The sequence below is a fragment of the Bifidobacterium asteroides genome (genome assembly GCF_048001765.1).
Classification (GTDB): Bacteria; Actinomycetota; Actinomycetes; order Actinomycetales; family Bifidobacteriaceae; genus Bombiscardovia; species Bombiscardovia asteroides_K.
The window spans coordinates 1,860,569-1,886,098 of sequence record NZ_CP181447.1 but is presented as its reverse complement, the minus strand read 5'-3'; the positions used below and the strand labels follow the sequence as shown (position 1 = coordinate 1,886,098).

At 66.0% G+C, this 25,530-nt stretch carries 14 protein-coding genes and 1 tRNA gene; 13 read left to right on the top strand and 2 right to left on the bottom strand.

Annotation, left to right across the window (positions count from 1 at the left end; translation table 11 throughout):
• The first annotated feature begins 20 nt into the window (after positions 1 to 20).
• From rpmA to rplA, 9 genes are all read left to right on the top strand, one after another.
• Positions 21 to 272, top strand: a complete 252-nt coding sequence (gene rpmA / locus ACNAOV_RS07780) for a 50S ribosomal protein L27 (protein ID WP_015022457.1) — start codon at positions 21 to 23, stop codon at positions 270 to 272.
• 140 nt (positions 273 to 412) lie between these two features.
• On the top strand, positions 413 to 2,092 hold the full coding sequence (obgE, locus tag ACNAOV_RS07775; protein WP_416517239.1) for a GTPase ObgE: 1,680 nt from the start codon (positions 413 to 415) through the stop codon (positions 2,090 to 2,092).
• Entirely contained in the window at positions 2,089 to 3,231 is a 1,143-nt protein-coding gene (gene proB / locus ACNAOV_RS07770; RefSeq protein ID WP_198205712.1) for a glutamate 5-kinase, read from the top strand. The genes obgE and proB overlap by 4 nt, the downstream gene beginning before the upstream one ends.
• 43 nt (positions 3,232 to 3,274) lie before the next feature.
• Positions 3,275 to 4,483, top strand: coding sequence for a pyridoxal phosphate-dependent aminotransferase (locus ACNAOV_RS07765; RefSeq protein ID WP_416518183.1), 1,209 nt, complete (start codon positions 3,275 to 3,277; stop codon positions 4,481 to 4,483).
• A gap of 120 nt (positions 4,484 to 4,603) precedes the next feature.
• A tRNA-Trp gene (locus ACNAOV_RS07760) sits at positions 4,604 to 4,679 on the top strand.
• Positions 4,680 to 4,723: 44 nt separating this feature from the next.
• Positions 4,724 to 4,948 carry a preprotein translocase subunit SecE gene (gene secE / locus ACNAOV_RS07755; protein ID WP_416517238.1) on the top strand — a complete coding sequence of 75 codons (225 nt, stop codon included), beginning with the start codon at positions 4,724 to 4,726 and terminating at the stop codon, positions 4,946 to 4,948.
• 30 nt (positions 4,949 to 4,978) lie between these two features.
• Positions 4,979 to 5,836, top strand: a complete 858-nt coding sequence (nusG, locus tag ACNAOV_RS07750; protein ID WP_416517237.1) for a transcription termination/antitermination protein NusG — start codon at positions 4,979 to 4,981, stop codon at positions 5,834 to 5,836.
• Positions 5,837 to 5,974: 138 nt separating this feature from the next.
• A complete protein-coding gene (gene rplK, locus ACNAOV_RS07745; protein WP_198205710.1) occupies positions 5,975 to 6,406 on the top strand; it encodes a 50S ribosomal protein L11 in 432 nt (143 codons plus the stop codon).
• 64 nt (positions 6,407 to 6,470) lie between these two features.
• Entirely contained in the window at positions 6,471 to 7,160 is a 690-nt protein-coding gene (rplA, locus tag ACNAOV_RS07740) for a 50S ribosomal protein L1 (protein ID WP_029678147.1), read from the top strand.
• Between the two features lie 74 nt (positions 7,161 to 7,234).
• Here the strand turns inward: rplA and ACNAOV_RS07735 are convergent, their stop codons facing one another.
• Both ACNAOV_RS07735 and ACNAOV_RS07730 read right to left on the bottom strand, forming a co-directional pair.
• A complete protein-coding gene (locus ACNAOV_RS07735) occupies positions 7,235 to 8,467 on the bottom strand; it encodes a PucR family transcriptional regulator (protein WP_416517236.1) in 1,233 nt (410 codons plus the stop codon).
• Entirely contained in the window at positions 8,464 to 10,356 is a 1,893-nt protein-coding gene (locus ACNAOV_RS07730) for a DUF6020 family protein (protein ID WP_416517235.1), read from the bottom strand. The genes ACNAOV_RS07735 and ACNAOV_RS07730 overlap by 4 nt, the downstream gene beginning before the upstream one ends.
• A 522-nt stretch (positions 10,357 to 10,878) precedes the next feature.
• Between ACNAOV_RS07730 and ACNAOV_RS07725 the strand changes: the two genes are divergently transcribed.
• The 4 genes from ACNAOV_RS07725 to ACNAOV_RS07710 all read left to right on the top strand — a co-directional run bounded on the left by ACNAOV_RS07725 (position 10,879) and on the right by ACNAOV_RS07710 (position 24,527).
• Complete coding sequence (locus ACNAOV_RS07725; protein ID WP_198205707.1) at positions 10,879 to 11,640, top strand: biotin--[acetyl-CoA-carboxylase] ligase; 762 nt, start codon at positions 10,879 to 10,881, stop codon at positions 11,638 to 11,640.
• Between the two features lie 66 nt (positions 11,641 to 11,706).
• Positions 11,707 to 13,542, top strand: coding sequence for an acetyl/propionyl/methylcrotonyl-CoA carboxylase subunit alpha (locus ACNAOV_RS07720; protein WP_416517234.1), 1,836 nt, complete (start codon positions 11,707 to 11,709; stop codon positions 13,540 to 13,542).
• Complete coding sequence (locus ACNAOV_RS07715) at positions 13,539 to 15,110, top strand: acyl-CoA carboxylase subunit beta (protein ID WP_254478269.1); 1,572 nt, start codon at positions 13,539 to 13,541, stop codon at positions 15,108 to 15,110. The genes ACNAOV_RS07720 and ACNAOV_RS07715 overlap by 4 nt, the downstream gene beginning before the upstream one ends.
• A gap of 51 nt (positions 15,111 to 15,161) precedes the next feature.
• Positions 15,162 to 24,527 carry a fatty acid synthase subunit beta domain-containing protein gene (locus tag ACNAOV_RS07710; protein WP_416517233.1) on the top strand — a complete coding sequence of 3,122 codons (9,366 nt, stop codon included), beginning with the start codon at positions 15,162 to 15,164 and terminating at the stop codon, positions 24,525 to 24,527.
• Positions 24,528 to 25,530 lie beyond the last annotated feature (1,003 nt).

Below are 25,530 nucleotides of genomic sequence, written 5' to 3'. Positions count from 1 at the left end.
AGGTAGGAAAGGAACCAGACATGGCACATAAGAAGGGCGCGTCCAGCTCACGCAACGGGCGCGATTCGAATGCACAGTACCTGGGCGTCAAGAAGTTCGGCGGCGAGGCCGTAGTGGCCGGCAACATCATCGTTCGCCAGCGTGGCACCAAGTTCCATCCCGGTCAGAATGTCGGCCTGGGCAAGGACCACACCCTCTTCGCTCTGACGGACGGCACCGTTCGGTTCGCCAACCGGCGTGACCGCAAGGTCGTTGACGTGCTTACCGCCTGATTGCCCCTTATCGGCATCGGCCAAAGGCCATCCCTGTCATGGGGTGGCCTTTTTGCATATGTTCTGCCTATGTATGGAGATGCCGGGCATTCAGCTCTCAGGGGCCGCATGTCAGGCCGGATTGAGTACCATGGGCCCCTATGAGTGCATTTGTGGATCAGGTCACCGTCCATGTCAAGGGTGGCGACGGCGGCAATGGGGCTTCCTCCATCCGCCGCGAGAAGTACAAGCCCCTGGCCGGGCCCGATGGGGGCGATGGCGGCCAGGGCGGCTCGGTCATTCTTCAGGCCGATGCCAACGCCACCAGTCTGCTGGACTACCGCTTCCTGCCGCATCGCCAGGCCGAATCAGGCACCATGGGTCTGGGCGGCGACAAGGACGGCAGCCGTGGCCAGGATCTGATTTTGCCGGTCCCTGTGGGCACTGTGGTCTTCACCGCCAAGGGCGGCCAGGGCGAGCGCAAGCAGCCGGGTGAGCGCCTGGCCGATCTGGCTCATGCAGGGGACCGGTTCGTGGCGGCCCAGGGCGGCGTGGGAGGCCTGGGCAACCGCTCCCTGGCCACCAAGGCCAGACGTGCCCCCGGCTTCGCACTGCTGGGGGACCCCGGGCAGGAACGCGACCTGGTGCTGGAGCTCAAATCCATCGCCGATGTGGCCCTGGTCGGTTTCCCCAGCGCAGGCAAGTCAAGCCTGGTGGCGGCCATGAGCGCGGCCCGGCCCAAGATCGCCGACTACCCATTCACTACCCTGGTACCCAACCTGGGCGTGGTCCAGGCAGGGGAAAGCCGTTTCACCATGGCCGATGTGCCAGGGCTGATTCCGGGGGCATCCCAGGGCAAGGGCCTTGGGCTGGAGTTTCTGAGGCACATCGAGCGCACCGAGATCATCGCCCACGTCATTGATTGCGCCACCCTGGAGCCTGATCGGGACCCCATGGGCGACTATCGGGCCCTGGAGGAGGAGCTCTCCCGCTATGCCGACCGCCTGGAGCTTCCGCTGGGGGCGATCCCCATGGCCGAGCGGCCCAGGGTGATCATCCTCAACAAGGCCGACCTGCCGGAGGCCCGCGAACTGGCCGAATTCGTCCGGCCCGACTTCGAGGCCCTGGGTCTCAAGGTCTTCATAGTCTCCACAGCCTCGCATCAGGGGCTCAAGGAACTGGGCTACTACCTGGCCGGTCTGGTGGACCGTCTGCGCAGGCAGCTGCAGGAGCAGCAGGAAGCCAGACAGCAGGAGCGCGTGGTCATCCACCCCCTGGAGCGGCGGCGCAGGAGTGGCGACCGGTCCGGCGACTTCACTCTTGAGCGGCATCAGACCCGGTCCGGACAGACCTGGTTCAGGGTCTGCGGAGCCAAGCCCGAGCGCTGGGTGCGCCAGACCAACTTCGACAACGAGGAGGCCGTGGGCTATCTGGCCGACTGCCTGGCCCGGATGGGTGTGGAGGATGCCCTGCGCAAGGCCGGAGCCAGACCCGGGGACGAGGTCCGCATCGGTCCTGGTGACGATGCGGTGGCCTTCGACTGGGATCCGAGCGTGGCTGCCGGGGCCGAAATGCTGGACGGCACCCCCCAGGTGGCCCGGGGCCGTGACCTGCGTCTGGAGGAGAGCCAGGGGCTCAACCGCCGCCGTACCAACAGCGAACGCCGCCGCCAGTACCACCAGATGATGGACGCCCGGCAGGCGGTGCGTCAGGTCATGGAGCAGGAGCGGCGCCAGGGACACTGGGCCGACCCCTCCGTGGACGACGATCCCCACGACAGGCAGGGTCTGCTGGGGCGCGGGGACTCGGAGTCCGCCGGTTCGGAGGAGGCCGGGCAATGACCGGAGGGGAGGGATCCGACGAGGCAGCGGTCCGCTCCCGGGTGGCCCAGGCCCGCACCATGGTGGTCAAGGTGGGATCCAGTTCCCTGACCGATCCCCACGGGCACCTGGACCTTGGCCGCCTGCGCTCGCTGGTAGGGGCCCTGGCCTCGGCTGCTCTGGATGGCGCTCGCCTGGTCCTGGTCACCTCCGGGGCCATCGCCGCCGGCTTCGGCACCCTGGGGTTTGACCAACGTCCCGGTGACGTGGCCACCCAGCAGGCTACGGCCTCGGTGGGCCAGGGTCTGCTCATGGCCCAGTACGAGACCGCCTTCGCCCGCTATGGCCTGCGTGTTGGCCAGATCCTGATCACCGCCCGTGACACCACCCATGCCGTCCAGTACCGCAACGCCCGGCGCACCCTCTGCCGTCTGCTGGATCTGGGGGTCACCCCCATCGTCAACGAGAACGATGCCCTGGCCAGCAACGAGATTCGATTCGGCGACAACGACCATCTTTCGGCCCTGATTGCCAACATCGTCAGCGCCGATGCCCTGGTCCTGCTCACTGATGTGGATGCCCTCTACACCGAGCCCCCATCCAGGCCCGGGGCGCGCAGAATCGGCTTCGTGCCCGATGTGGCGGCCATCATGGACCAGGTGGATGCCCAGGGTTCCGTCTCCGGGCTGGGAACCGGGGGCATGTCCACCAAGCTGGAGGCGGCTCGGATTGCTGCGGCCTCCGGCATGCCCGTGGTCCTGACCCGCGCCGACCTTGCAGGTCCTGCCCTGGCCGGGGACCGGGTGGGCACCCTCTTCGCCCCCATCCGTCCGCGGGGCTCCTCGCACCGGCTCTGGATCAAGTTCGCCTCCCGGCCCCGGGGTGGCTATCTGGTGGATCAGGGGGCTGTCAAAGCCCTGCGCGGCGGAAGGGCCAGTCTGCTGGCAGCTGGTGCCAGATCGGTCCAGGGTGAGTTCTCGGCCGGGGACCCGGTCTGGATCCACGATGAGTCCGGTCACCAGGTGGCCAAGGGCCTGTCCGGCTACGACTCCGAGGAGGCCCAGGACATGCTGGGCCTGAACACCAAGGAGCTCCGCCGCCGACTGGGTGCCCACTATGCCCACCCGCTGGTGCATCGGGACTCTCTGGTCCTGGTCTGAGCACAGCCCTGGGGGTGCTGGGCGGTAGCATGGCAGCATGACTATGGCGCAATGGCAGACCCTGAGCAGACGCATAGATGCGGTGGCCCCCAGTGCCACCCTGGCCGTGGATTCAAAAGCCAAGGCCATGAAGGCCCAGGGCATGAATGTGATCAGCTTCGGTGCCGGCGAACCCAACTTTCCCACGCCTGACCACATCGTGCAGGCGGCGGCCCGCGCCTGTCTGGATCCGCGCAACCACCGCTATACGCCTACGGCTGGTCTGCCCCAATTGAAGCAGGCCATCGCCGACAAGACCTTGCGCGACTCGGGTTACCGGATCGACCCGGATCAGGTGGTGGTCACCAACGGCGGCAAGCAGGCCGTCTACGAGACCTTCCAGATCCTCTTGAACCCTGGCGATGAGGTCATCATTCCCGCACCCTATTGGACCAGCTATCCCCAGATGGTCCTGCTGGCTGGCGGTCGGCCGGTCCCGGTGCTCAGCGGAGCCGACCAGGGCTATATCCCCAGGCTGGAACAGTTGGAGGCGGCCCGGACCGAGCGCACACGTGCCATCATTCTCAACCTGCCTGCCAATCCAACCGGGGCGATCTGGGACGACGACCTGGTGGCTGCCGTGGACCGCTGGGCCATGGAGCACCGGATCTGGGTGATCAGCGACGAAATCTATGAGCACCTGACCTACCAGGGGGCGGGCACCCCCTATCCGGGCGCTCTGGTACCGCAGGTGCGCGATCAGCTGATCGTGGTCAACGGCGTTGCCAAGACCTATGCCATGACCGGCTGGCGGGTGGGCTGGCTGGTTGCACCCCTGCCGGTGGCCCAGGCGGCCGCCAAGCTTCAGGGGCATATGACCTCCAACGTGGCCAACGTCTCCCAGCAGGCGGCTCTGGCTGCCCTGACCGGCGGTCTGGAGGACGTTGAGGCCATGCGGTCGGCCTTCGCACTGCGTCGACGTGCCATCGTGGATGCCCTGAACGCCATGGAGGGGGTGACCTGCCCTGAACCCCTGGGCGCTTTCTACGCCTTTGCCGACGTGTCCGGTCTGCTGAATCGGCCAGTGGGTCCGCAGGGCACGGTCTGCGCCACCTCGGGCGAGCTGGCCGAGGTCATCCTGGAGCAGATCCAGGTGGCGGCCGTGCCTGGTGAGGCCTTTGGCGCGCCCGGCTGTCTGCGCTTCTCCTACGCGCTGGCCGACGACGACCTGGCCGAGGGCATGCGGCGACTTGGGGAATGGGTCAGCGTCTGATCCGGCTCCTGGGCAAAATGCTATCGGGGCAACACGGTTGGACTCAATCCACCCTTTAGGCTAAACTAGCGATTTGGCGGTTTTTCCTCCCTGCCGAGTAGGCTGGTGGAAAGTTCCGATAGGGAAGTGGCGCAATTGGTAGCGCAACGGTCTCCAAAACCGTAGGTTGTGGGTTCGAGTCCCGCCTTCCCTGCCAAGGCTTGCAGCAGATGATGCAGAACAAACGAAGGACGGATGACCATGGCACAGAAGGATGGGGCTGAGGAAGCCAAGCCGAACTTCTTCACGCGTATCGGGCTCTTCATCAAGCAGGTCATCGATGAGATCCGCAAGGTCGTGACCCCCACGGGCAAGGAACTGGTGGGCTGGTCCGTGGCCGTCTTCATCTTTGTGCTGCTGCTGATGGTCTTCGTGACCGTGATGGACTTCGGGCTGGGCAAACTGGCCTTCCTGATATTTGGCTGAGCCGTGACAAGGTAGAAGGTGGAGTGATCCATGAGTGATGATCTGACCAGAGAGGGATTGGACCCCGATCAGGCCGCCGAGTCGGTCCCGTCGGCGTCCGACGATGCCCCCACGCAGGAGGATGCCCAGGTCCAGGATCAGCAGCTCGGAACCTCTTCGGAGCAGGCCGAGCAGGACAGCACACCCGCCGAATCCGCCCAGGCCAAGGACAGCCAGGCCGATTCTCCCGATTCCGACGGCTCCTCTGACGATGACCAGGCCGACCAGGAGGATCCCGGTCAGCGTGCCGTGGACGAGTTCTCCAAGAAGCTGCGCACCCTTGAGGGCAAGTGGTACGTTCTGCACACCTACTCGGGCTACGAGAAGCGCGTCAAGGCCAATGTGGAGTCCCGCGTGGCCTCCTTCGGCCTGGAGGACAAGGTCTTCCAGGTGGAGATTCCCATGGAGGAGGTCGAGAAGCACACCGACAAGGGCAAGAAGGTCGTCACCCGCGTGCGTGTGCCTGGCTATGTGCTGATCCGCATGTGGCCCGACGAGAACGCCCGCCGCATCATCCGCGATACCGAGGGCGTCACCGGGTTCGTCGGCCCCAGCAAGGAGCCGGCTCCGCTGACACGCAAGGAGGTCGTCCAGATGATGGCCCCAATGATCGCCTCCGAGGCCCTGAAGGCCGCTGGGGACAAGCCCGAGGCCGCCAAAAAGCGCACGGTGGAGGTCTCCTACGCCGTCGGCGATCAGGTCACCGTCACCGAAGGACCCTTCGCCACCATGGCCGCCGTGGTCTCCGACGTGGAGCCCACTACACAGAAGCTGACCGTTCTGGTCTCCATCTTCGGCAGGGACACCCCTGTGGAGCTGGGATTCGACCAGGTCGAGAAGATCGTCTGAGCGCCGTCGGCCGGTCCCCGGTCGATGCGATAATCGTTAGGCTTGCGCTCCCCTGTGGAGCGCATTTGGAAAGAACAGGTTGCGGGAGGGGACCCATGGTCTCCGACATCACCGCTTCGTAGAAAGAAGAACCAGCATATGGCTGCAAAGAAGAAAGTCACCGCGCTGATCAAGGTGCAGATAGAGGCCGGCAAGGCCAACCCCGCGCCCCCGCTGGGCCCGGCACTGGGTTCCCACGGCGTGAACATCATGGACTTCTGCAAGCAGTACAACGATGCCACCAAGGACAAGATGGGCCAGGTCATCCCCTGCATCATCACCGTCTACGAGGATCGTTCCTTCACCTTCGTCACCAAGACCCCGCCGGCAGCCGACCTGCTGCGCAAGGCGGCCGGTGTCTCCAAGGGTGCCGGCAACCCGCTGACCACCAAGGTGGGATCCGTCACCAAGGACCAGGTCCGCGAGATCGCCCAGACCAAGATGGAGGATCTGTCGGCCCGTGACGTCGAGGCCGGGATGAAGATCATCGAAGGCACCGCCCGTTCCATGGGCATCACCGTCACCGACTGAAATTTTCGTTGTGAGCGGTAGGGCATACGCTTGCCCGCACCGCGACTGCTGATAGGAGAAGCAGATGACCAAGCGTTCCAAGAAGTACCGCGAGGCGGCCGAGAAGGTCGATCGCACCAACCTGTACACCCCCGAGGAGGGCATCGCCCTGCTCAAGAGCATGCCCAAGCGCGGGTTTGACGAGACCGTGGAGGCCGTCTACCGCCTGAACGTGGACCCCCGTAAGGCCGACCAGCTGGTCCGCGGCACCGTCAGCCTGCCCAACGGCACCGGCAAGACCGTGCGCGTCCTGGTCTTCGCCCGTGGCCCCCAGGCGACTGCAGCCGCCGAGGCCGGAGCCGATGAGGTGGGCGACGACGAGCTGGTGACCAGGGTCGCCGGCGGCTACCTGGACTTCGATGCCGTGGTGGCCACCCCCGACATGATGGGCAAGGTCGGCCGTCTGGGCCGCGTGCTTGGCCCCCGTGGCCTCATGCCCAACCCCAAGACCGGCACTGTGACCATGGATGTGGCCAAGGCGGTCACCGAGATCAAGGCCGGACGTATCGAGTTCCGTGTGGATAAGAACGGCAACCTGAGCTTCCCCGTGGGCAAGGTCTCCTTCGAGCAGCAGGCTCTGGAGGAGAACTTCCACGCGGTCGACGAGGAGATCAAGCGCCTGAAGCCGGCCACGGTCAAAGGCCGTTACATCACCAAGGCCACCGTCACCACCACCATGGGCCCGGGCGTCCCCCTGGACATCGCGGTGCTCTGAGCCGGTTCGGCTGATACTTCCAGGGCGGGAGACCTCCGGGTCCCCGCTCTTTTTATATCTTGGCCAGGTGCCAGTCAGTCGGCGCCCGGATGCGACCTGCGGATTCTGCCGATGATCAGGGCCGCCTGCAGGACGAAGGATTCTCGGGGGTCCATGGCATCCCAGCCAGTTACTTCCACACAGCGCCTGAGCCGGTAGCGCACGGTGTTGGGATGGATTCCCAGCTTCTTGGCGGTGACCTCCAGCGAGTTGCCCGAGCGCAGGAAGGTGAGCAGGGTGGTCGGCAGGGGCCCGTCCGGATCCTGTCCGGCCAGGCTCAGATAGACCTCCTGGTAGAGCTGGTCGGCAGCGTCCCTGTCCCCGTTCAGGGCTCGTTCAGGCAGCAGGTCGTCGGCGTGCAGTGGTCTGGGCAGGGCGGCGGTGATGGGGTCGGCCACTGCTGGAGCCGCCGCATGGGTGCTCAGTGCGGCTCCGATGGAGGCTTCCGCACCGGGGATTCCATGGCGGACAGGTCCAAGGCAGACAGCTGATCCGTCAGCGAAGAAGCGCAGGATGGAGGCACAGAAGTCTGCCGGGGTGCCCGACCGGTCGGGATTGATCAGGACCGTCATGAGCCCATCGCTCTCGCCCACCAAGGCCCTGCCGCCTTCATGAGCCACCGTGGTATGGATGGGTTGGCGGGCGTTCTCCATGCCCTGTCCGTCATCGTTGCCCCGGGCCTCGCCAACGACAGCAAAGCAGTCGAACTCGGTCGGCCAGCCCAGCCGGGCCAAATCGTCGACGGTCCGTGTGTCTGCTGTTTTCTCGATCAGATGCCGAATGATCCTGGATTCCGTGACGGCTTTACGTCCGCTCCGCGCCTCGGCCAGGTCGGCGTAGAGACCGGCTGCTGCGGTGGCGGCATGACGGGCGTAGACCAGCGTGGACCGTTCCCCTTCGGCCTCCATGGTCCGGCCAGCCTCCTCAAGCATGTCCAGAATGACCCGGGTCAGCTCCATGGCCCGGTGCGGGCCCAGGCTCCTGGAGAGTTCGGCTGGCACGGGGGAGGGGACTTCTCCCTCTTCTTTGCCTTGGGAGTCGAGTCGGGCCAGCAGGTCGTCCAGAGCTGTTCGGATGGCCCCCTCCAAGGTTCTGCGCCCGTCGGCGGGCAGGGACCTGGCCCAGGGCAGCGCCTCCTCCAGATGGTCCAGCGTCTTCCGGAGGATCCGCTCCATGGCGGCATCGGAGGCGGTAGATGCCTGGCGAGCTTGCTGCGCCTCGGCAGGGTCGTCGTCCTTCGGTCTGGACCGCTTCGGCTTGCCGATCATGTCGGCCGGTCCATCAGGTTTTCGGTACGGGCACGGCGGCTCTCTCGGACCATGTCCAGGATCAGGAAGGGCACCACCATGTCCACCGGCAGCATGTGCCGTTCGAAGTTGTTGGCGGGGGCGGTGATCATGACCCCCATGATCAGCAGGAGGGGGAACCAGCGGAGGGCCCCGCGCCAGTGACCGGCTGCCAGGCGGGCGACGATCAGCAGCAGGGCGGCCACCACCCAGAAGTTGGCACGCGCCACCAGGCCCAGCAGGGGGGTGTCGGCCCAGGCTCTGACGAATCCGGTCACCCCGTTGCGCCAGTCGTGGCACCAGGCCGCCAGCCAGGAGCCCGAGTTCTGCACGTAGCCGTTGTTCAGGTAGTAGGACATGGCCACGTAGGCAGGGTCGCCGGGGTCGAAGTAGCCGTAGGACTCGGCCATGAAGGCATCCAGGTAGATCACCGGGTTGCGCAGTCCCACCTGGAGCCAGGCCCGATTCAGCCGGGACAGCTGCTCTGGCGTGACGGTCCTCCAGCGATAGACGATCAGTTTGGGCTGGTTGCCCGAGGACTTGACCCGGTCGGCCTCCCAGGGGGTGTACTGGATGGCGGCATTGTCCAGGTCCATGATGGGTTCAAGGTCGGCTCTCGCCTGGGCCGGAATCCCCTGGGGGTTGCGCTGGGCGACCCGGGCGATCTGCTGCAGCTGGATGCTGCGGCTCTCCACCGGATCACCCTTGATGACCGTCCCCGTGGCCGTCAGGGTCCCGGTCACCCCGATGAACAGAATCAGAGGCAGCAGGAGCCCTATCAGGATGGTGACCCACTGGCGACGATGGATGACCAGTGCCAGAACCAGCTGTGCCAGAACGATGTAGAGGGCGTACTTGGCGCTGATCAGCATGATCAGGGTGCTCAGGGCCAGGGCGGGTCGCAGTCGGGTCGCCTGGCTGGCGTAGAGCGGCGAGTTCCTGTCCACTGACTCCAGCTGGTGCCAGATGCCGAACCACCAGATGAAGGCGAAGGCGAAGAGGGGGGACTTGGTCAGGCTGAAGGTGCTGAAGACCACGAAGGGGGAGAGGAGGAAGAAGAGCATGACCAGGGTGCGGGCCAGGGCTCCAACCTGTTCGCTTCCGCTCCCGCGCAGGAAGCGGTCGGCAGTGACGGCGCAGCAGAAAGCGGCGAAGATCACCTGCAGCCCTGCCAGGAGCACGATGCCCGCATCATAGGATCCGGTCAGATGGTTGGAGGCCATGATGGTCATCCCGTAGAACAAGGTCAGCACCATGTTGTGCTGGTCGGTCAGGAAGGTGGGGTGCCCCGGCCACAGGTAGTGGCCTATGGGGTAGACGTCCATCTGGGTGAAGGCATTGCCGCCGTAGGGAGGCTGATCGCCCTGCAGCTGGGCCAGGAAGTTGGCGCATTCCTGGGCCTGTGCGTACAGGTCGGCCCCGTAGGCGGCCAGCAGGGTAAGAAAGGCCCAGGCCCATCCCAGCAGGAGCAGACGCATGATGGGCCGCCAGCCGCTGGTTTGTCTGGTGATGAAGGCCGCGTAGGCACGCATCCGCGGGCGCTGTGCCAGGGCGGTCAATCGCTGTGGCATCCTGATAGGCTCGCGACCCAGCAGAATCCGGCGGCAGATCAGGACTGCAGCCAGACAGAGGGCCAGGGTGCCCAGCATGATAAGCACCTGGGGCAAGCCCACCTGTGTCAGCGAACCCTGCTGACGGTAGATGGGGCCCAGACCGGTGCAGAAGGCAACCCAGAGGCAGGCCAGCAGGGCCAGGACCAGGCCGACGGTCCGGGATGCACGGGAACCAGGCCTCCCGGTCTGCAAGGCGGATGTCTGCACAGGTTGTTCGCCCGCCTCTCTCGCTTGCGCCCTTCCGCTGTCTGCGCTCAAAAGAACCCCTTTCGCGGGTCGTGCCTGGTGTACGGCTTCCCCATTTTATCCAGTGCCCATCCGAGGATTCGCTCAGGGCCATCCAGGGGTCCCCTGTGAAAAGATACAAAAACCGGCCGCCGCTTTTGTGGGTGGCTCGCTACCAGGGCTGACCCCTTGTGCCGTATAGTGGAACGCGTGCCTCATCAGAATATCAAGTGGCAGCCATCGGCATCGCTGGACAGTGGCGTAATCTCCTCGATCGTGGTGCTCGACACCGTCGATTCGACCAATACGCTCGTGGCTCATGCTCTGGAAGCCTCGACGTATTCGGATGCGCGCGACCGGGTCGAGCGGCTGTTTGGGGGCGGTGAATCGACGACGAGCACGGGGACCGTGAAGGGACTGGCCTCTGGCACAAGGGGAAAAGCCGAAGATAGGCCTCGAAAAAATGCCCGCGAGGGTGTTTCTACGACTACACGATACGAGGGAAGAGTCGCAAGTAAAGGTATTCGGCGATGGCCGGGCGCCGGGGGGAGCACCATGCCGCTGAGCGTAGCGGTTGCGGATGCGCAGTCCCGGTGCCGCGGTCGTCTTGCCCGAACCTGGGTCAATCAGCCCCGACGCTCCCTGCTGGCCACTTGGGCCCTGCCGCTGCCCACCAGCCTGCTGACCGGACCCTTTGGCGGATGGATGCCCATGGTGGCGGGACTGGCCGCTCTGGAAGGCCTCCAGGACGTGCTTGAACACCACGGCTGCCCGCTGGCCGACGGCGGCGACCCTGAACGGGTCCTGACCCTCAAGTGGCCCAATGATCTGTTCTGCCGCGGGGCCAAGCTGGGGGGCATCCTCTGCGAACTGGTCCGGGTGGATCAGGACTGGTCGGCCCTGGCGGTCGGCATCGGCATCAACCTCCTTCTGCCCCGGCAGGCGCTGCCCATTGCGCAGTCAACATCCCTGCAGCTGCATTACCAGGGCCTGCCCGACTACCAGACCCTGCGCGACGATCTGGTCGACGCCATCAGCTGGCACCTGAGCGGGGAGATGGCCCCCTTCGGCATTGACGGGGCGTTGGACAGGACCTTGAACGGGCCGCAAGGACTGCGCTCGCGGATTGCCGCACTCAGCTGGACGCTGGGCAGGCGGGTCAGGGTCGTTCCTGTGGCCGGTGAGCCCGTGGAGGGCCGTGCCCTGCAGATCAATCCGGACGCCTCCCTGCGGGTGCGGTTACCCGACGGCGGCCAGGTTGACGTGTCCACGGCAGACGTGGGCGTCCTGCCCGAAGTGGCCGCTGTGGGGGCCTAAATCCCCACCCTGTTCATACTTTTCGTCAGTCCAAATCACCCTTGAACAACCAGTGAGGAGAGGGGAATGAAAAAACTGCTGATCGCCAACCGCGGCGAGATAGCCCTGCGGGTTGTACGCACCGCCCAGGAGATGGGCATCGCCACCGTGGCCGTCTATGCCGACCAGGATCGGGATGCCCCCTATGCCCAGATGGCGGACGAGGCCTACCTCTTGCCTGGGGACACCAACCTGGAGACCTATCTGAACGAGGATCTGATCGTCTCCATCGCCCGCCGGTCCGGCGCTGACGCCCTCCACCCGGGGTACGGCTTCCTGTCGGAGTTCTCCTCCTTCGCACGGAAGGTGATCGAGGCGGGCATCACCTGGGTGGGGCCTGATCCGGAGGTCCTGGACGAGCTGGGCGACAAGATCACCGCCTGCAAGGTGGCCGAGCGGGCCCGGGTGCCGGTGGTGCCAGGCCTGAGCCAGCCCGTCACCGACATGCGTCCCCTGCTGGACTTCGCCGACGAGCATGGCTATCCGGTCATGATGAAGAAGGCCGACGGCGGCGGCGGCCGTGGGATCACACTGATCAACGACAGCGACGAGCTGCGCACCTTCTACATGAACCACGATGCCCTTCAGGGCGGCGACCTGGGCGACTACTTCATCGAGAAGTTCGTGGACCGGGCCCGGCACGTGGAGACCCAGTCCGGCAGGGACAGCCACGGCCAGTTCACCGTCTACTCCACCAGGGACTGCTCGGTCCAGCGCCGCAACCAGAAGCTGGTGGAGGAGGCCCCGGCCCCCTTCCTGTCCGACGACGTGATCGCCCAACTGGAGGGATTCTCCCGCCGCCTGTTCGACACGGTGGGCTACGTGGGCCTGGGCACCTGCGAGTTTCTGGTCACCCCCAGGGACGACGTCTACTTCATGGAGGTCAACCCCCGGCTGCAGGTGGAGCATACGGTCAGCGAGCAGGTCTGCGGGCTGGACCTGGTCCGCGAGCAGCTGCGGATAGCCGATGGCGGCTCCCTGAACGTGGCGCCTCCGCCCCGAGGTCACAGCTTCGAGCTGCGCATCACCAGCGAGGATCCTGCCACCAACCTGACCCCCAGCTCAGGGACCATCGAGTCGATTCAGTGGCCCTCCGGCCCCGGTATCCGCGTGGACTCGGGCGTGGAGGTGGGCGACACGGTCTCGCCCAGGGACGACTCCATGATGGGCAAGCTGATCGTGACCGCCCAGGACCGTCCGGCGGCCGTGGCCAGGGTCCGTCGGGCCCTGCGCGAGATGAGCATCAGCGGGGTCCCCACCCCGGCCGGCCTCTTCCAGAAGATCTTCACCAACCCTGAGTTCACCGCCGAGGACGGTCACTCCTTTGACGTGTCCACCAAGTGGCTCGAACGGGTCTACCTGAACGTGGAGCCGGCCTCCAACGGCAGTGGCCAGCCCGCCTCGGTCTCCGGCGCCTCCGCCCAGGAACAGGACCGGGACAGCGATCCCATGGAGACCTACAACGTGGAGATCGACGACAAGCGGGTCAGGCTGGCCCTGCCCCAGTCGCTGCTGGGAGGCATGGGCGGCGTCGGCGGCCACGGCGGCATCTCCAGGCCCCGGCAGCCCCTGCGCGGGCGCGGGCTGCGCGATCAGGAGCCCGGCGCACCCCGGCAGGATGCGGCCCGGTCCGGCGTCATCGTGGCCACCATGCAGGCGGTGGTCACCCGCATCAACGTGGCCCCCGACCAGGAGGTGGACAAGGGCGACCTGCTGGTGGTTCTGGAGTCCATGAAGATGGAGAACTACGTCTATGCCCCGGCCAAGGGCCGTGTGAAGACCATCGACGTGTCCGTGGCACAGGGGGTGGATCCGGGCCAGACCCTGGTCACCCTGGATCTGGGCGGGGAGGAGCAGGCATGAGCGTCACCGAATCCACCCTGGGCTCCCAGCCGGTGCGCCAGGGCATCCATCGGGCCGCCGCCCTGGCCAAGCAGGCCGAGGAGCACGCCCGCGACCGTCAGCATGCCAAGGGCAAGCAGACCGCCCGTGAGCGTCTGGATCTGCTCTTCGACAAGGACACCTTCGAGGAGGTGGGCCGATTCGCCGGTGGCGACATCGCCGGGGACCGTGCGGGATCCGCCGTCATCACCGGCTTCGGCCTGGTCTATGGGCGCAAGGTCGGCGTCTATGCCCAGGACTTCTCCGTCAGGGGCGGCACCTTGGGCCGGGCCGAGGGCGAGAAGATATGCCGGCTCATGGACATGGCCCTGCGGATCAAGGTTCCCATCGTGGCCATGATCGACTCGGGAGGCGCCCGTATCCAGGAGGGTGTGGCCGCCCTGACCCAGTATGGCCGCATCTTCCGTAAGACCTGCCAGGCCAGTGGCTTCGTCCCGCAGATCTCCCTGATCCTGGGACCCTGCGCAGGCGGTGCCGTCTACTGCCCGGCCCTGACCGACCTGATCATCATGACCAAGGAGAACTCGGACATGTTCGTCACCGGTCCCGACGTGGTCAAGGCAGCCACCGGCGAGACCATCAGCATGGACCAGCTGGGCGGCGGTTACGTGCACAACACCCGTTCCGGCGTGGCCCACTACCTGGGTGAGGACGAGGCCGACGCCATCGACTACGCCCGGACCGTGCTGGCCTACCTGCCTGCCAACAGCGGCCAGGAGCCTCCCCGGTACGCCTTCATCTCCGGCCATGCCGAGCGCCAGGCCGCCAAGCGACTGGCCACGGTCATCCCCGAGAACGACCGGCAGCCATACGATGTGCTGGACGTCATCCACGCCATCGTCGACTACGGCGAGTTGGTTCAGGTCCAGGAGCTCTACGCCAGGTCCATCGTGGTGGGCTTCGCCTGCCTGGAGGGCCGACCGGTGGGAATCGTGGCCAACCAGCCCATGGTGGACGCGGGCAGCCTGGATGTGGAATCCTCCGAGAAGCTGGCCCGCTTCGTCCGCCTCTGCGATGCCTTCAACCTGCCGGTCATCACCCTGGTGGACACCCCCGGCTACAAGCCGGGCTCGGACCAGGAGCACGCCGGCATCATCCGTCGTGGGGCCAAGGTCATCTACGCCTATGCCAACGCCCAGGTGCCCATGGTCACCATTGTGCTGCGCAAGGCCTTCGGCGGCTCCTACATTGTCATGGGCTCCAAGGCCATCGGCGCGGACCTCAACTATGCCTGGCCCTCCTCGCAGATAGCCGTGCTGGGGGCCCAGGGCGCGGTCAACATCATCCACAGGCGCGACCTGCAGGAGGCCAAGGAGGCCGGCCGTGACGTGGATGAGCTGCGAAACAAGCTGGCCCGGGAGTACGAGACCAGCACCGTCAACGCCAATCTCTCCCTGGAGATGGGCGAGCTGGACGGCATGATCGACCCGGAGCAGACCCGACCGGTCCTGGTCCAGGCCATGGACCTCCTGGCAGACAAGCAACGCGTCAGGGTCAACGACAAGCACCACGGCAACCAGCCTCTATGAGCTTCCCCTCGTCATTATCAGCAATCCCCAACTCTCTATGAATAGGACATCATGACCAGTACATTCTTCATCAACCGTCTCGCCGAGCAGCCGCACGCACTCATGTTCGCCGGCCAGTCCAACCCCTGGACCGTGGCCCTGGCCGATCTGCAGGGCGATCCCGACATCGACAAGGCCCTGAGGGAGCGGATGGCGGCGGCCACCGACCTGCTCAGGGCGGTCAAGCCTGACCTGCTGGCCACCAACGGCCGTCAGCTGGACCTGTTCGGCTACAGGCCTGACCCGGTCAGGCTGGGACCGGCCGCCGATGCGGCGGTCAGCGTGCCCGGCATCGCCCTGGTGCAGCTGGGTGCCCTCATGGACATGGACCAGCTGGGCTACGATGCGGCCCAGGCCCGTCCGGTGGCCCTGCTGGGACACTCCCAGGGCATCATCGGCGTCCACATGGTCCAGGAGATCCAGGCGGCTGGGTCCCTCAAAGCCGCCCAGGGCGCCATCGACCAGATCCTGGCCACCGCCATGCTGATCGGCGCGGCCGGCACCCGTCAGGCCCGTCGTCTGGGCATCCACCGCCAGGGTGAGGCCACGCCTATGCTCTCGGTGCGCGGTGCCACCCGCCGTCAGGTGGAGGTCCTGATCGATCGGGTGCCTGGCGCTCGCGGCCCCATCAGCGTGGCCGTGACCAATTCGGATCGCAATCTGGTCCTGTCCGGCTATCCGGAGGATCTGGCAGCCTTCGCCATCGAGGCGGGCAAGGAGAGCGAGCATCAGCGCCAACTGCGCGAGGACAAGGTCCGTGGCGGAACCGCCTTCTCGCCGGTTCTGGAGTACCTGGATGTGACCCTGCCCTTCCACTCGCCGCTCATGAAGGAGGCCGTGGATCTGAGCGTGGACTGGGCCTCCCGCTGCGGTCTGGACACCGGGCGTGCCAGGGTTCTGGCTCAGGAGGTCCTGCTCAACCATGCCGACTGGGCCGGCCGGATCGCCGAGGTCATGGACCAGCAGGATGCCGCCTCCCTCTGGCTGGTGGATCTGGGCCCGGGCGAGACCCTGGGCAAGCTGGTGGACAACCTGGTCCAGGGCACCGGCGTGGGCGTGGTCGAGGCCTCCAACCAGGCCCGGCGCGCGCAGCTGTCCACCATGGAGGAGGATCCGGTCCGTACCCAGGACTGGTCCAAGCTGGCTCCCCGTCTGCTTGAGACACCGGCCGGTCCCCGGGTGGAGACGGCCTTCAGCCGGTTGACCGGCAAGCCCCCGGTCATGCTGGCCGGCATGACCCCGACCACCGTGGAGCCCGAGATCGTGGCTGCGGCCGCCAACGCCGGCTACTGGGCCGAGCTGGCCGGCGGCGGCCAGGTGACCGCCGAGGTCTTCGACCGCCATGTGTCCCAGCTGGAGGACCAGCTGCAGGAGGGCCGCACGGTCGAGTTCAACGCCATGTTCATGGACCGCTACCTGTGGAATCTGCAGTTCGGCAGCCAGCACATCGTGCCCAAGAAGCGCGCCTCCGGCACCCCCATCGACGGGGTGGTCATCTCTGCCGGCATCCCCGAGCTGGACGAGGCCGTGTCCCTGATCCGTCAGCTCAACGAGGAGGGCTTCCCATACGTGGCCTTCAAGCCCGGCACGGTGGACCAGATCCGCCAGGTCGTGGCCATCGCCCGCAAGGTCGCCCCCACCCACATTCTCATGGAGGTCGAGGGCGGGGCTGCAGGTGGCCACCACTCCTGGGAGTCCCTGGACGACCTGCTTTCGACCACCTACGCCGAGGTTCGCGCCTGCCCCAACATCGTTCTGGTGGCCGGCGGCGGTATCGGCACCCCTGAGCGTGCTGCCGACTACATCAGCGGCCAGTGGTCCCGCGCCTACAACCTGCCGGACATGCCCGTGGACGGCGTCATGATCGGCACGGCTGCCATGACTGCAAAGGAGGCCCACACCAATCCCGAGATCAAGCGGGCTCTGGTGGCCACTCCCGGCATCGACACCTCCACCCCCGATCCGGACCCCTTCGCCCCCATGGGAGAGAAGTGGGTGCCCAGCGGCAAGTCCGTGGGGGGCGTGGGCTCCGGCCTGAGCCATTTGCACGCCGACATCTACGAGATGGAGAACTCCTCCGCCGAGTGCGGCCGTCTGCTGGTCCGGGTCATGAAGCATCCGGAGGAGCTGGAGACCCGCCGCGGGGAGATCATCGAGGCCCTGAACAAGACCGCCAAGCCCTACTTCGGCGATCTGGAGACCATGACCTACCAGGACTGGGCCCAGCGCTTCGCCGACCTGGCCTACCCCTGGGCCGACGACACCTACATCGACCGCTTCCTGCACCTGCTACGGCGCATCGAGGCCCGTGTCTGCGAGCGTCAGAGCGGCGAGTTCGACTCCATCTTCGCCTCCAGGCAGGATGTTGCCGAGCCGGAGCAGGCGCTTCGCCGGCTGCATGAGGCCTATCCCCAGGCTGCCGAGCTCAAGGTGGTGCCCACCGATGTGGCCTGGTTCCCTGTTCTGGTGCGCGAGTATCCCAAGCCCATGCCCTTCGTGCCGGTCATCGACAACGATCTGCTGCGCTGGTGGGGCCAGGATCAGCTCTGGCAGTCCGAGGACCCCCGCTACGGCGCCGACTCGGTCAGGGCCATCCCCGGACCCATCTCCGTGGCGGGCATCACCACGGTGGACGAGCCGGTGGCCTCCATTCTGGGACGATTCGAGCAGGCGGCCATAGACCGGGTGCGCGGCCTGGACAACGGTCCCGCCAAGGCCTACAGCCAGCTGGCAGGCGCCGCTGACGCACAGGAGTTCATCCGCCGCAGCCCCAACATCTCCTGGGTGGGCCACCTGATGGCCAATCCGGCATACGGGACGGCCATGGACGACCCCAACTACGCCATCACCGCCACCGGCCAGGACGACCAGGGCGAGCACTACGACCTGGACATCCATCTGGACACCTACTGGGACGACGACCCCGACGGCGGCCTGGACCGGCATGCGGTGCGCGACATCGTCGTGCCGCTGACCCTCAAGAGCGACCAGGTCGGCCTCTTCCCGGTGGTCGACCGCAGCCGCCTGCCCAAGGACGTCTACGCCCTGCTGGCCGATACAGCCGGCATCGGCAACACCTCCGTCACCGGCGACAAGCTGGAGGCCATGCCTGTCATCGAGAAGAACGATGACGACCCTGAGCATCCCTTCGGCCTGGCCCACAGCGGCTACACCCTGGCATCCAACCTGGGCTTCGACCATGAGGCGGCCACCGGAGGCGCCCTACCCGATGCGCTGATTCCCTCCGGCTTCGCCCCGGACGCCCTGGTGGGTCCGGCCTGGCCGGCCATCTACGCAGCCCTGGGATCCGTCTATGTGAATGGCTTCCCCATCATCGAGGGACTGCTCAATGCGGTCCATCTGGACCACCTGATCGAGCTGGAGGTCAGCGAGAAGCGCCTGCTGGAACACACCGGCCAGCGGATCGAGCTGACCAGCTGGGCCGAGCCCTACCAGGAATCTTCCTCCGGGCGGGTGGTGACCATCCATGTGGTCCACGCCGCCCAGGACGGGACTGTGCTGGCCCGCGAGGTCGAGCGTTTCGCCATCCGTGGCCGCGCCTACAGCGACCAGCTGCCCCAGGAGGCTCCCGAGTACGGCGGCATCCGCGCCGACACGGTGGACACACCACGCAGGCTGCTGCGCCGCGTCACCGTCACCGCCCCCAAGGACATGACCGCCTTCGCACGTACCTCCGGGGACTTCAATCCCATCCATACCTCCAAGCGAGGAGCGGCCGTCTCCGGCCTGTCTGCGCCGCTGGTGCACGGCATGTGGCTGTCGGCCACCGCCCAGTACGCGGCCCAGGCCACCGACGAGCAGGGCGTCCACTACGAGATCGCCGGATGGACCTACAACATGTACGGCATGGTCCAGCTGGGCGACAAGGTGGAGATCAGCCTGGAGCGCGTGGGCAAGGTACGCCATGGCGGCCTGGTCCTGGAGGTCACCTGCAGGATCGACGGCCAGCTGGTCTCCCGCGGCACGGCGATCGCCCGCGCCCCCAGGACCGCCTACGTCTACCCCGGCCAGGGAATCCAGCAGCAGGGCATGGTCCTGGACGAGCGGGCCAAGTCCCCGGCCGCCCGCGAGACCTGGGAACGGGCCGATGCCCTGACCCGCAGCAAGCTGGGGTTCTCCATCCTGGCCGTGGTGCGTGACAACCCCCACACCCTGACGGCCAAAGGGGTCACCTACCATCATCCGGAGGGTCTGCTCAACCTGACCCAGTTCACCCAGGTGGCCCTGGCCACCGTGGCCTTCGCCCAGACCGCCCGCCTGCGCGAGTCCGGCATGGACATCTGGCCCGCCTACTTCGCCGGCCACTCCCTGGGCGAGTACAACGCCCTGAGCTCCTTCGCCGGGGTCATGTCCCTGGAGACGGTCCTGGAGCTGGTCTTCCACCGCGGATCCACCATGCATTCCCTGATCGAGCGCGACGAGCAGGGGCGCAGCAACTACCGGATGGGCGCCCTGCGTCCCAACCAGTTCGGTGTGGGCGACTCCGGCGTCAAGCAGTATGTGGAGTCCGTATCCAAGGAGTGCGGCGAATTCCTGGAGATCGTCAACTACAATCTGGCCGGCCAGCAGTACGCCGTGGCCGGGACCATCGCAGGCCTGGAGTACCTGCGTGCCGATGCCAACCGTCGGGCCAAGGAGGCGGGCGGCAAGCCGGCCTTCATGTACGTGCCCGGCATCGACGTGCCCTTCCACTCCACCCTGCTGCGCAAGGGTGTGCCCGAGTTCCGTGACACCCTGGACGCCCTGCTGCCCGAGCACATCGACTACTCCCGCCTGGAGGGTCGCTACATACCCAACCTGGTTGCACGGCCCTTCCAGATGACCAAGGAGTTTGCGGCCTCCATCCTGGAGGTGGTTCCCTCCGAACGCATCAAGAAGGCTCTGGACGATCCCAAGGTCTGGGACCGGTATGCGGCCGACGACCAGAAGCTGGGCCGTCTGCTGCTGACCGAGCTGCTCTCCTGGCAGTTCGCCTCCCCGGTGCGCTGGATTGAGACCCAGGCACTCATGTTCGATGCCCCCGAGCAGGGCGGCCTGGGCGTGGAGCAGCTGATCGAGGTAGGGCTGGGCCATTCGCCCACCCTGGCCAACCTGGGCACCAAGACCCTGAAGCTGCCAGACTTCCGCGAGCGTCACGTGAGCGTCTACAACCTGGGCAGGGACGAGAGCCGGGTCTATCTGACCGACACCGATCCCATGGCCCCGGTGGAGGAGGAGCCCGCAGTTCCTGTCCAGGATTCCAGTCCTGAACCTGCTCAGGCTCAGGCTGCTGCTTCCGCACCTGCATCGGCTCCGGCTCCGGCCCCTGCCTCAGCCCCTGTGGCAGCCGAGGACTCGGCCCCCGCTCCGGCCCCGGTGAGCGGCGGCCCATCGGGTGCCGATGTGGCCGACCTGACCTTCAAGGCCTCGGACGCCATCGCCGTTCTGCTGGCCTACTCCACCAAGATCCGCCCCGAGCAGATCGGGCAGACCGACACCACCGACACCCTGACCAACGGCGTCTCCTCCAGGCGCAACCAGCTGCTGATGGACATCAGCTCCGAGCTGGGCGTGGCCAGCGTGGACGGTGCCGCCGAGGCCAGCATGACCGACCTGAGTGCCCTGGTGAACAAGGTGGCCCCCAACTATCGGCCCTTCGGTCCGGTGCTCTCCGACATCGTGCGTGAGCGCATCCGCGACCTCTTCGGCCCCTCCGGCCTCAAGCTGCAGCAGGTTGAGCAGCGGGTCTCCGACGTCTGGCAGCTGGGTTCTGGCTGGGTCTCGGCCACCGTGGCCAGCCTGGTCCTGGACACCCGTGAGGGTGCCTCCTCCCGTGGCGGCGACCTGGCGCTCCTGCCCACCGAATCTGTCTCCACTGTGCCTGCGGCCAATGCGCTGATCGATCAGGCTGTTCAGCAGGTGGCCCAGCGCCACGGTGTCACGGTCTCCATGCCTTCTGCAGGCGGTGCTGCTGGCGGTGCCGTAGTCGACTCCGCCGCCCTGGATGCCTTCGCAGCCCAGGTGACCGGATCTGAGGGTGTGCTGGCCTCTACCGCACGCTTCCTCCTGGACAAGTTGGGGCTTGAGCCTCCGACCGCCAAGCCTGGTGAGAATGTGGATGCTGCCGTTGTGGCTGCCGTCGATGCCGAGCTGGGCAGCGACTGGCCCGAGCAGGTGGCGCCACGCTTCGAGGCCTCGCGCGCCGTCCTCTTCGACGATCGCTGGGCCAGCGCCCGCGAGGATCTGGCTCACATCTACCACGAGCACGATGACGACCGCAGCCGCCTGAGCTTCGTAGGAGCCGGACGCGAGGTGCACGATCAGGCCGTCTGGTACGCCGAGCAGGCAGGCAAACGTGGGGAGCAGGATCTGGCCCGGGTCTTCAGCGGCATCGCCGACCAGGCCATGACCCCTGCCGACTCGGACCAGACCGCGGCACGATTCGCCAAGGACGTGGCCGTGGTCACCGGCGTGGCCCCTAAGTCCATCGCGGGATCGCTGACTGCGGGTCTCTTGGAGGGCGGTGCGACGGTCATCGCCGTCTGCCACTCCCTGAAGCCACAGACCGTCATCTGGGCCCGCGACCTCTACCGCCGCCATGCCGTGGGCGGTGCCCGTCTCTGGATCGTGTCCGCCAACCTGTCCAGCTACCGGGATGTGGATGCCCTGGTGGACTGGGTCGGCAACGAGCAGCGCAAGACCACGGGGGCCACGACCACCGTGCTCAAGCCCGCCTACGAGCCCACCCTGCTGTTGCCCTTCGCAGCCCCCGCCATGCACGGGACCATGGCCGACTCGGGCCGGCTCTTCGAGTCCCAGGCCCGGCTCATGCTCTGGAGCCTGGAACGCCAGATCGTCGGGTTCGCCGGCATCGGGGCGGATACCGATGTCGACCACCGTCTGCATGTGGTCCTGCCCGGTTCGCCCAACCGCGGCATGTTCGGCGGCGACGGAGCCTACGGGGAGGTCAAGGCCGCCCTGGACGCCATCGTCAACCGGTCCCGCCCCGAGCAGGACTGGTCCGGCCGGGTCACCTTCGCCCACCCGCTGATCGGCTGGGTGCGTGGCACCGGGCTCATGGGCGGCAATGATCCGCTGGTCAAGGTGGTGGAGCGCCACGGCGTCCACACCTACTCCACCGAGCAGATGGCTGATTCACTGCTCGAGTTGTGCACTGTTCAGGCCCGTCAGCAGGCTCTCCAGGCCCCGCTTAAGGCCGACCTGACCGGTGGACTGGGTTCCAGCCCTCTGGACCTCAAGGCCCTGAAGACCGAGGCTGCCCAGGACGACGATCCGTCGACACCGGCCCCAGCCGGAAAGTCCGGTGATGCGCCCGCAGATACCAACAAGGATCCAGACCGGGTCATCAAGGCCCTGCCCACACCCCGGGTACCTGCCCAGGCCCCGGTGGATCTGCAGGATTGGCAGGGCGTGACTGCTCGGCCCGAGGATCAGATCGTCATTGTCTCCATTGGCGAGATGGGTCCCTGGGGTTCTGGCCGCACCCGCTTCGAGGCCGAGATGGGCATCCACTCGGACGGCCAGGTCGACCTGAGTGCCGCCGCCGTGCTCGAACTGGCCTGGAACATGGGTCTGGTCGAGTGGCAGGACAGCCCCAAGCCTGGCTGGTACGACACCGACGGCGAGCTGGTCCCCGAGCAGGACATCGCCGAACGCTACCACGACCAGGTGGTGGCCCGCTCCGGCATCCGTCCCTTCGACGACGGCATGGGCTCCGACTACCGTCAGGGCACCAACGAGGAGGAGGTGGACGTCTTCCTGGATCACGACGTGGCCTTCTCGGTGCCCACCAAGGACATGGCCGAAGAGTACGTGGCCCAGGATCCGGACCACACCAGCATCGCCCGCGATGAGCAGTCCGGCGAGTGGACCGTCACCCGTCTGCCCGGCTCCCGCATCCGCGTGCCGCGTCGGGCCACCATGTCCAGGACCGTGGGCGGCCAGTTCCCCAAGGGCTTCGACCCGGTCAAGTGGGGCATTCCCGCCTCCATGGTCGGGGACGTGGATCCGATCGCCCTCTGGAACATCGTGACCACCGTGGACGCCTACCTGTCGGCCGGATTCACCCCGGTGGAGATCCTGCAGGCCGTACACCCCTCCAAGGTGGCCTCCACCCAGGGGACCGGCTTCGGCGGCATGGCCTCCATGCGCAAGCTCTACCTGGACCGCTTCCTGGGCAAGGAGATCCCCACGGACATCCTCCAGGAGGCCCTGCCCAACGTGGTGGCCGCGCACGTCATGCAGTCCTACATCGGCGGCTACGGCAACATGGTCCAGCCGGTCTCGGCCTGCGCCACGGCCGCGGTTTCCCTTGAGGAGGGCGCCGACAAGATCGCCCTGGGCAAGGCGGACTTCGTGGTCACGGGCGCCATTGACGACATCGGCGTGGAATCGGTCATCGGCTTCGGCAATATGAACGCCACCGCCGATTCCGCCGAGATGTACTCCAAGGGCATCCAGCCTCGGTTCTTCTCCCGGGCCAACGACCGTCGGCGCGGCGGCTTCCTGGAGTCCCAGGGCGGCGGGACCATCCTGCTGACCCGCGGCGATATCGCCCTGCGCATGGGTCTGCCCGTGGCTGGCGTGGTAGGGTACATCCACTCCTTCGCGGACGGTGCCCACACCTCCATCCCCGCACCCGGGCTGGGGGCTCTGGCGGCCGGCATGGGCGGCAGGGACTCGGATCTGGTGCGCTCGCTGGCCAAGCTGGGCGTGAGCCCCGACGACATCGCCGTGGTCTCCAAGCATGACACCTCCACCAACGCCAACGACCCCAACGAGTCCGAGCTGCACAACACCCTGGCCCACGCCATCGGGCGGACGGACGGCAACCCGCTCTACGTCATCTCCCAGAAGAGCCTGACCGGCCATGCCAAGGGCGGTGCCTGCATCTTCCAGATCAACGGGCTCACCCAGCTCTTCCGGTCCGGGGTGATCCCGGCCAATGCCTCCCTGGACTGCGTGGATCCGGTCCTGAGACGCGACGACCATCTGGTCTGGCTGGAACAGCCCCTGAAGGTGGGCAGGATCAAGGCCGGGCTGGTCACCTCCCTGGGCTTCGGCCATGTCTCCGGCATCGGGGTCATCGTCAGCCCTGGTGCTTTCGAAGAGGCCGTGCTCAAGACCTCCGGCCAGGAGGCCCTGGACCAGTGGCGTCGCCGGGCCAACGACCGCCTGGCCGCTGGTCAGCGCCATCTGGAGGAGGGCCGCATGGGTCGGGCCCCGCTCTACGAGCCCATCGACAACCGCCGCTTCCATGAGGACGGCCACGGGTATGTGGGCCATGAGGTCGAGAAGGCCATGCTGCTGGATCCCCAGGCCCGTCTGGGTGCCGACGGCTACTACGACCGGAGCTGAGAGCAGTGTGAGTTGGTCGGTTTCTTATTCTCTGCAGTGGGAAATAGGAAATCGGTGAGAGTTCAATCACTGCGCTGATCAAGGAGGTGGGCCAGACGGCTCACCTCCTCTTTTGTTATGGATAGATCTCATCAACTGCTCGTACTCGGGTGATTGCTCTCTTCACGGGAGCGTGGATTGAAATGATTCTGGGTACGTCAGGCTTGGTTATGGCCTTCACTTGTCTTGTCCCACACAGGCATACGATCTGTATCTGGTTTCAGTACGATTAAGAAGTGCGTGCATTGGGTTGCTTCAAAGCTGCTTGAGGGACAGGCGGCCCTTACAACCTGAACATGATTGGACCCCATTCATGAAAAGGTATAAAAAAGTAGATGGGTGGCCCAGGTTTTACTTGGGATTATTGCTGGGCCACCCGAATGGCCGAACTTGTCTTGGGGGAGTCGTCCGGCCGCTTACTCGTGCGAAGTGTTAGTGTTAGTGGCCGCTGCTATGGGATTCCTGCGGCTGAGGTTTGTTGCCATAATACTCATGCCAAGAAGCCCGACCACCATAGCCACGCCGATATTTTTCCCCTTATGCTGTGGGCGGGACCCTTAAAGCTGACGCAGGTACTGGTTGTTGGTGGTGTCGGATCGGGCGATTCACTGCATTGAGGGGATCGCCTGTTTCCAGTTGCCTATTCGAGTTGGTTTCCTAGACATGAGTCCTTATGCCTGAGGCAAGGCCTAGGGACTGGAAGGTTCCTATGCTGACTGGAGGGATTTGTAAGGAGTACCGCTTTATCTTTCAGAACAAAGACAGGCATGCCCCGTGTGTGCACGATGTTGTCGTCTAAACCTCACTGATTATTGTTGCCCCACGGATAGGTGTCCCTGATGGGAAGCGGCAGCCAGTGAATAATGGTAGCTCGTACTGACTCGGCGTTTCCGCAAAGACACCGCACTCATCGGTGTTTGCTGCGCTCGTAGATATAACTATATTGCAGCAAGGTATCGTGCAT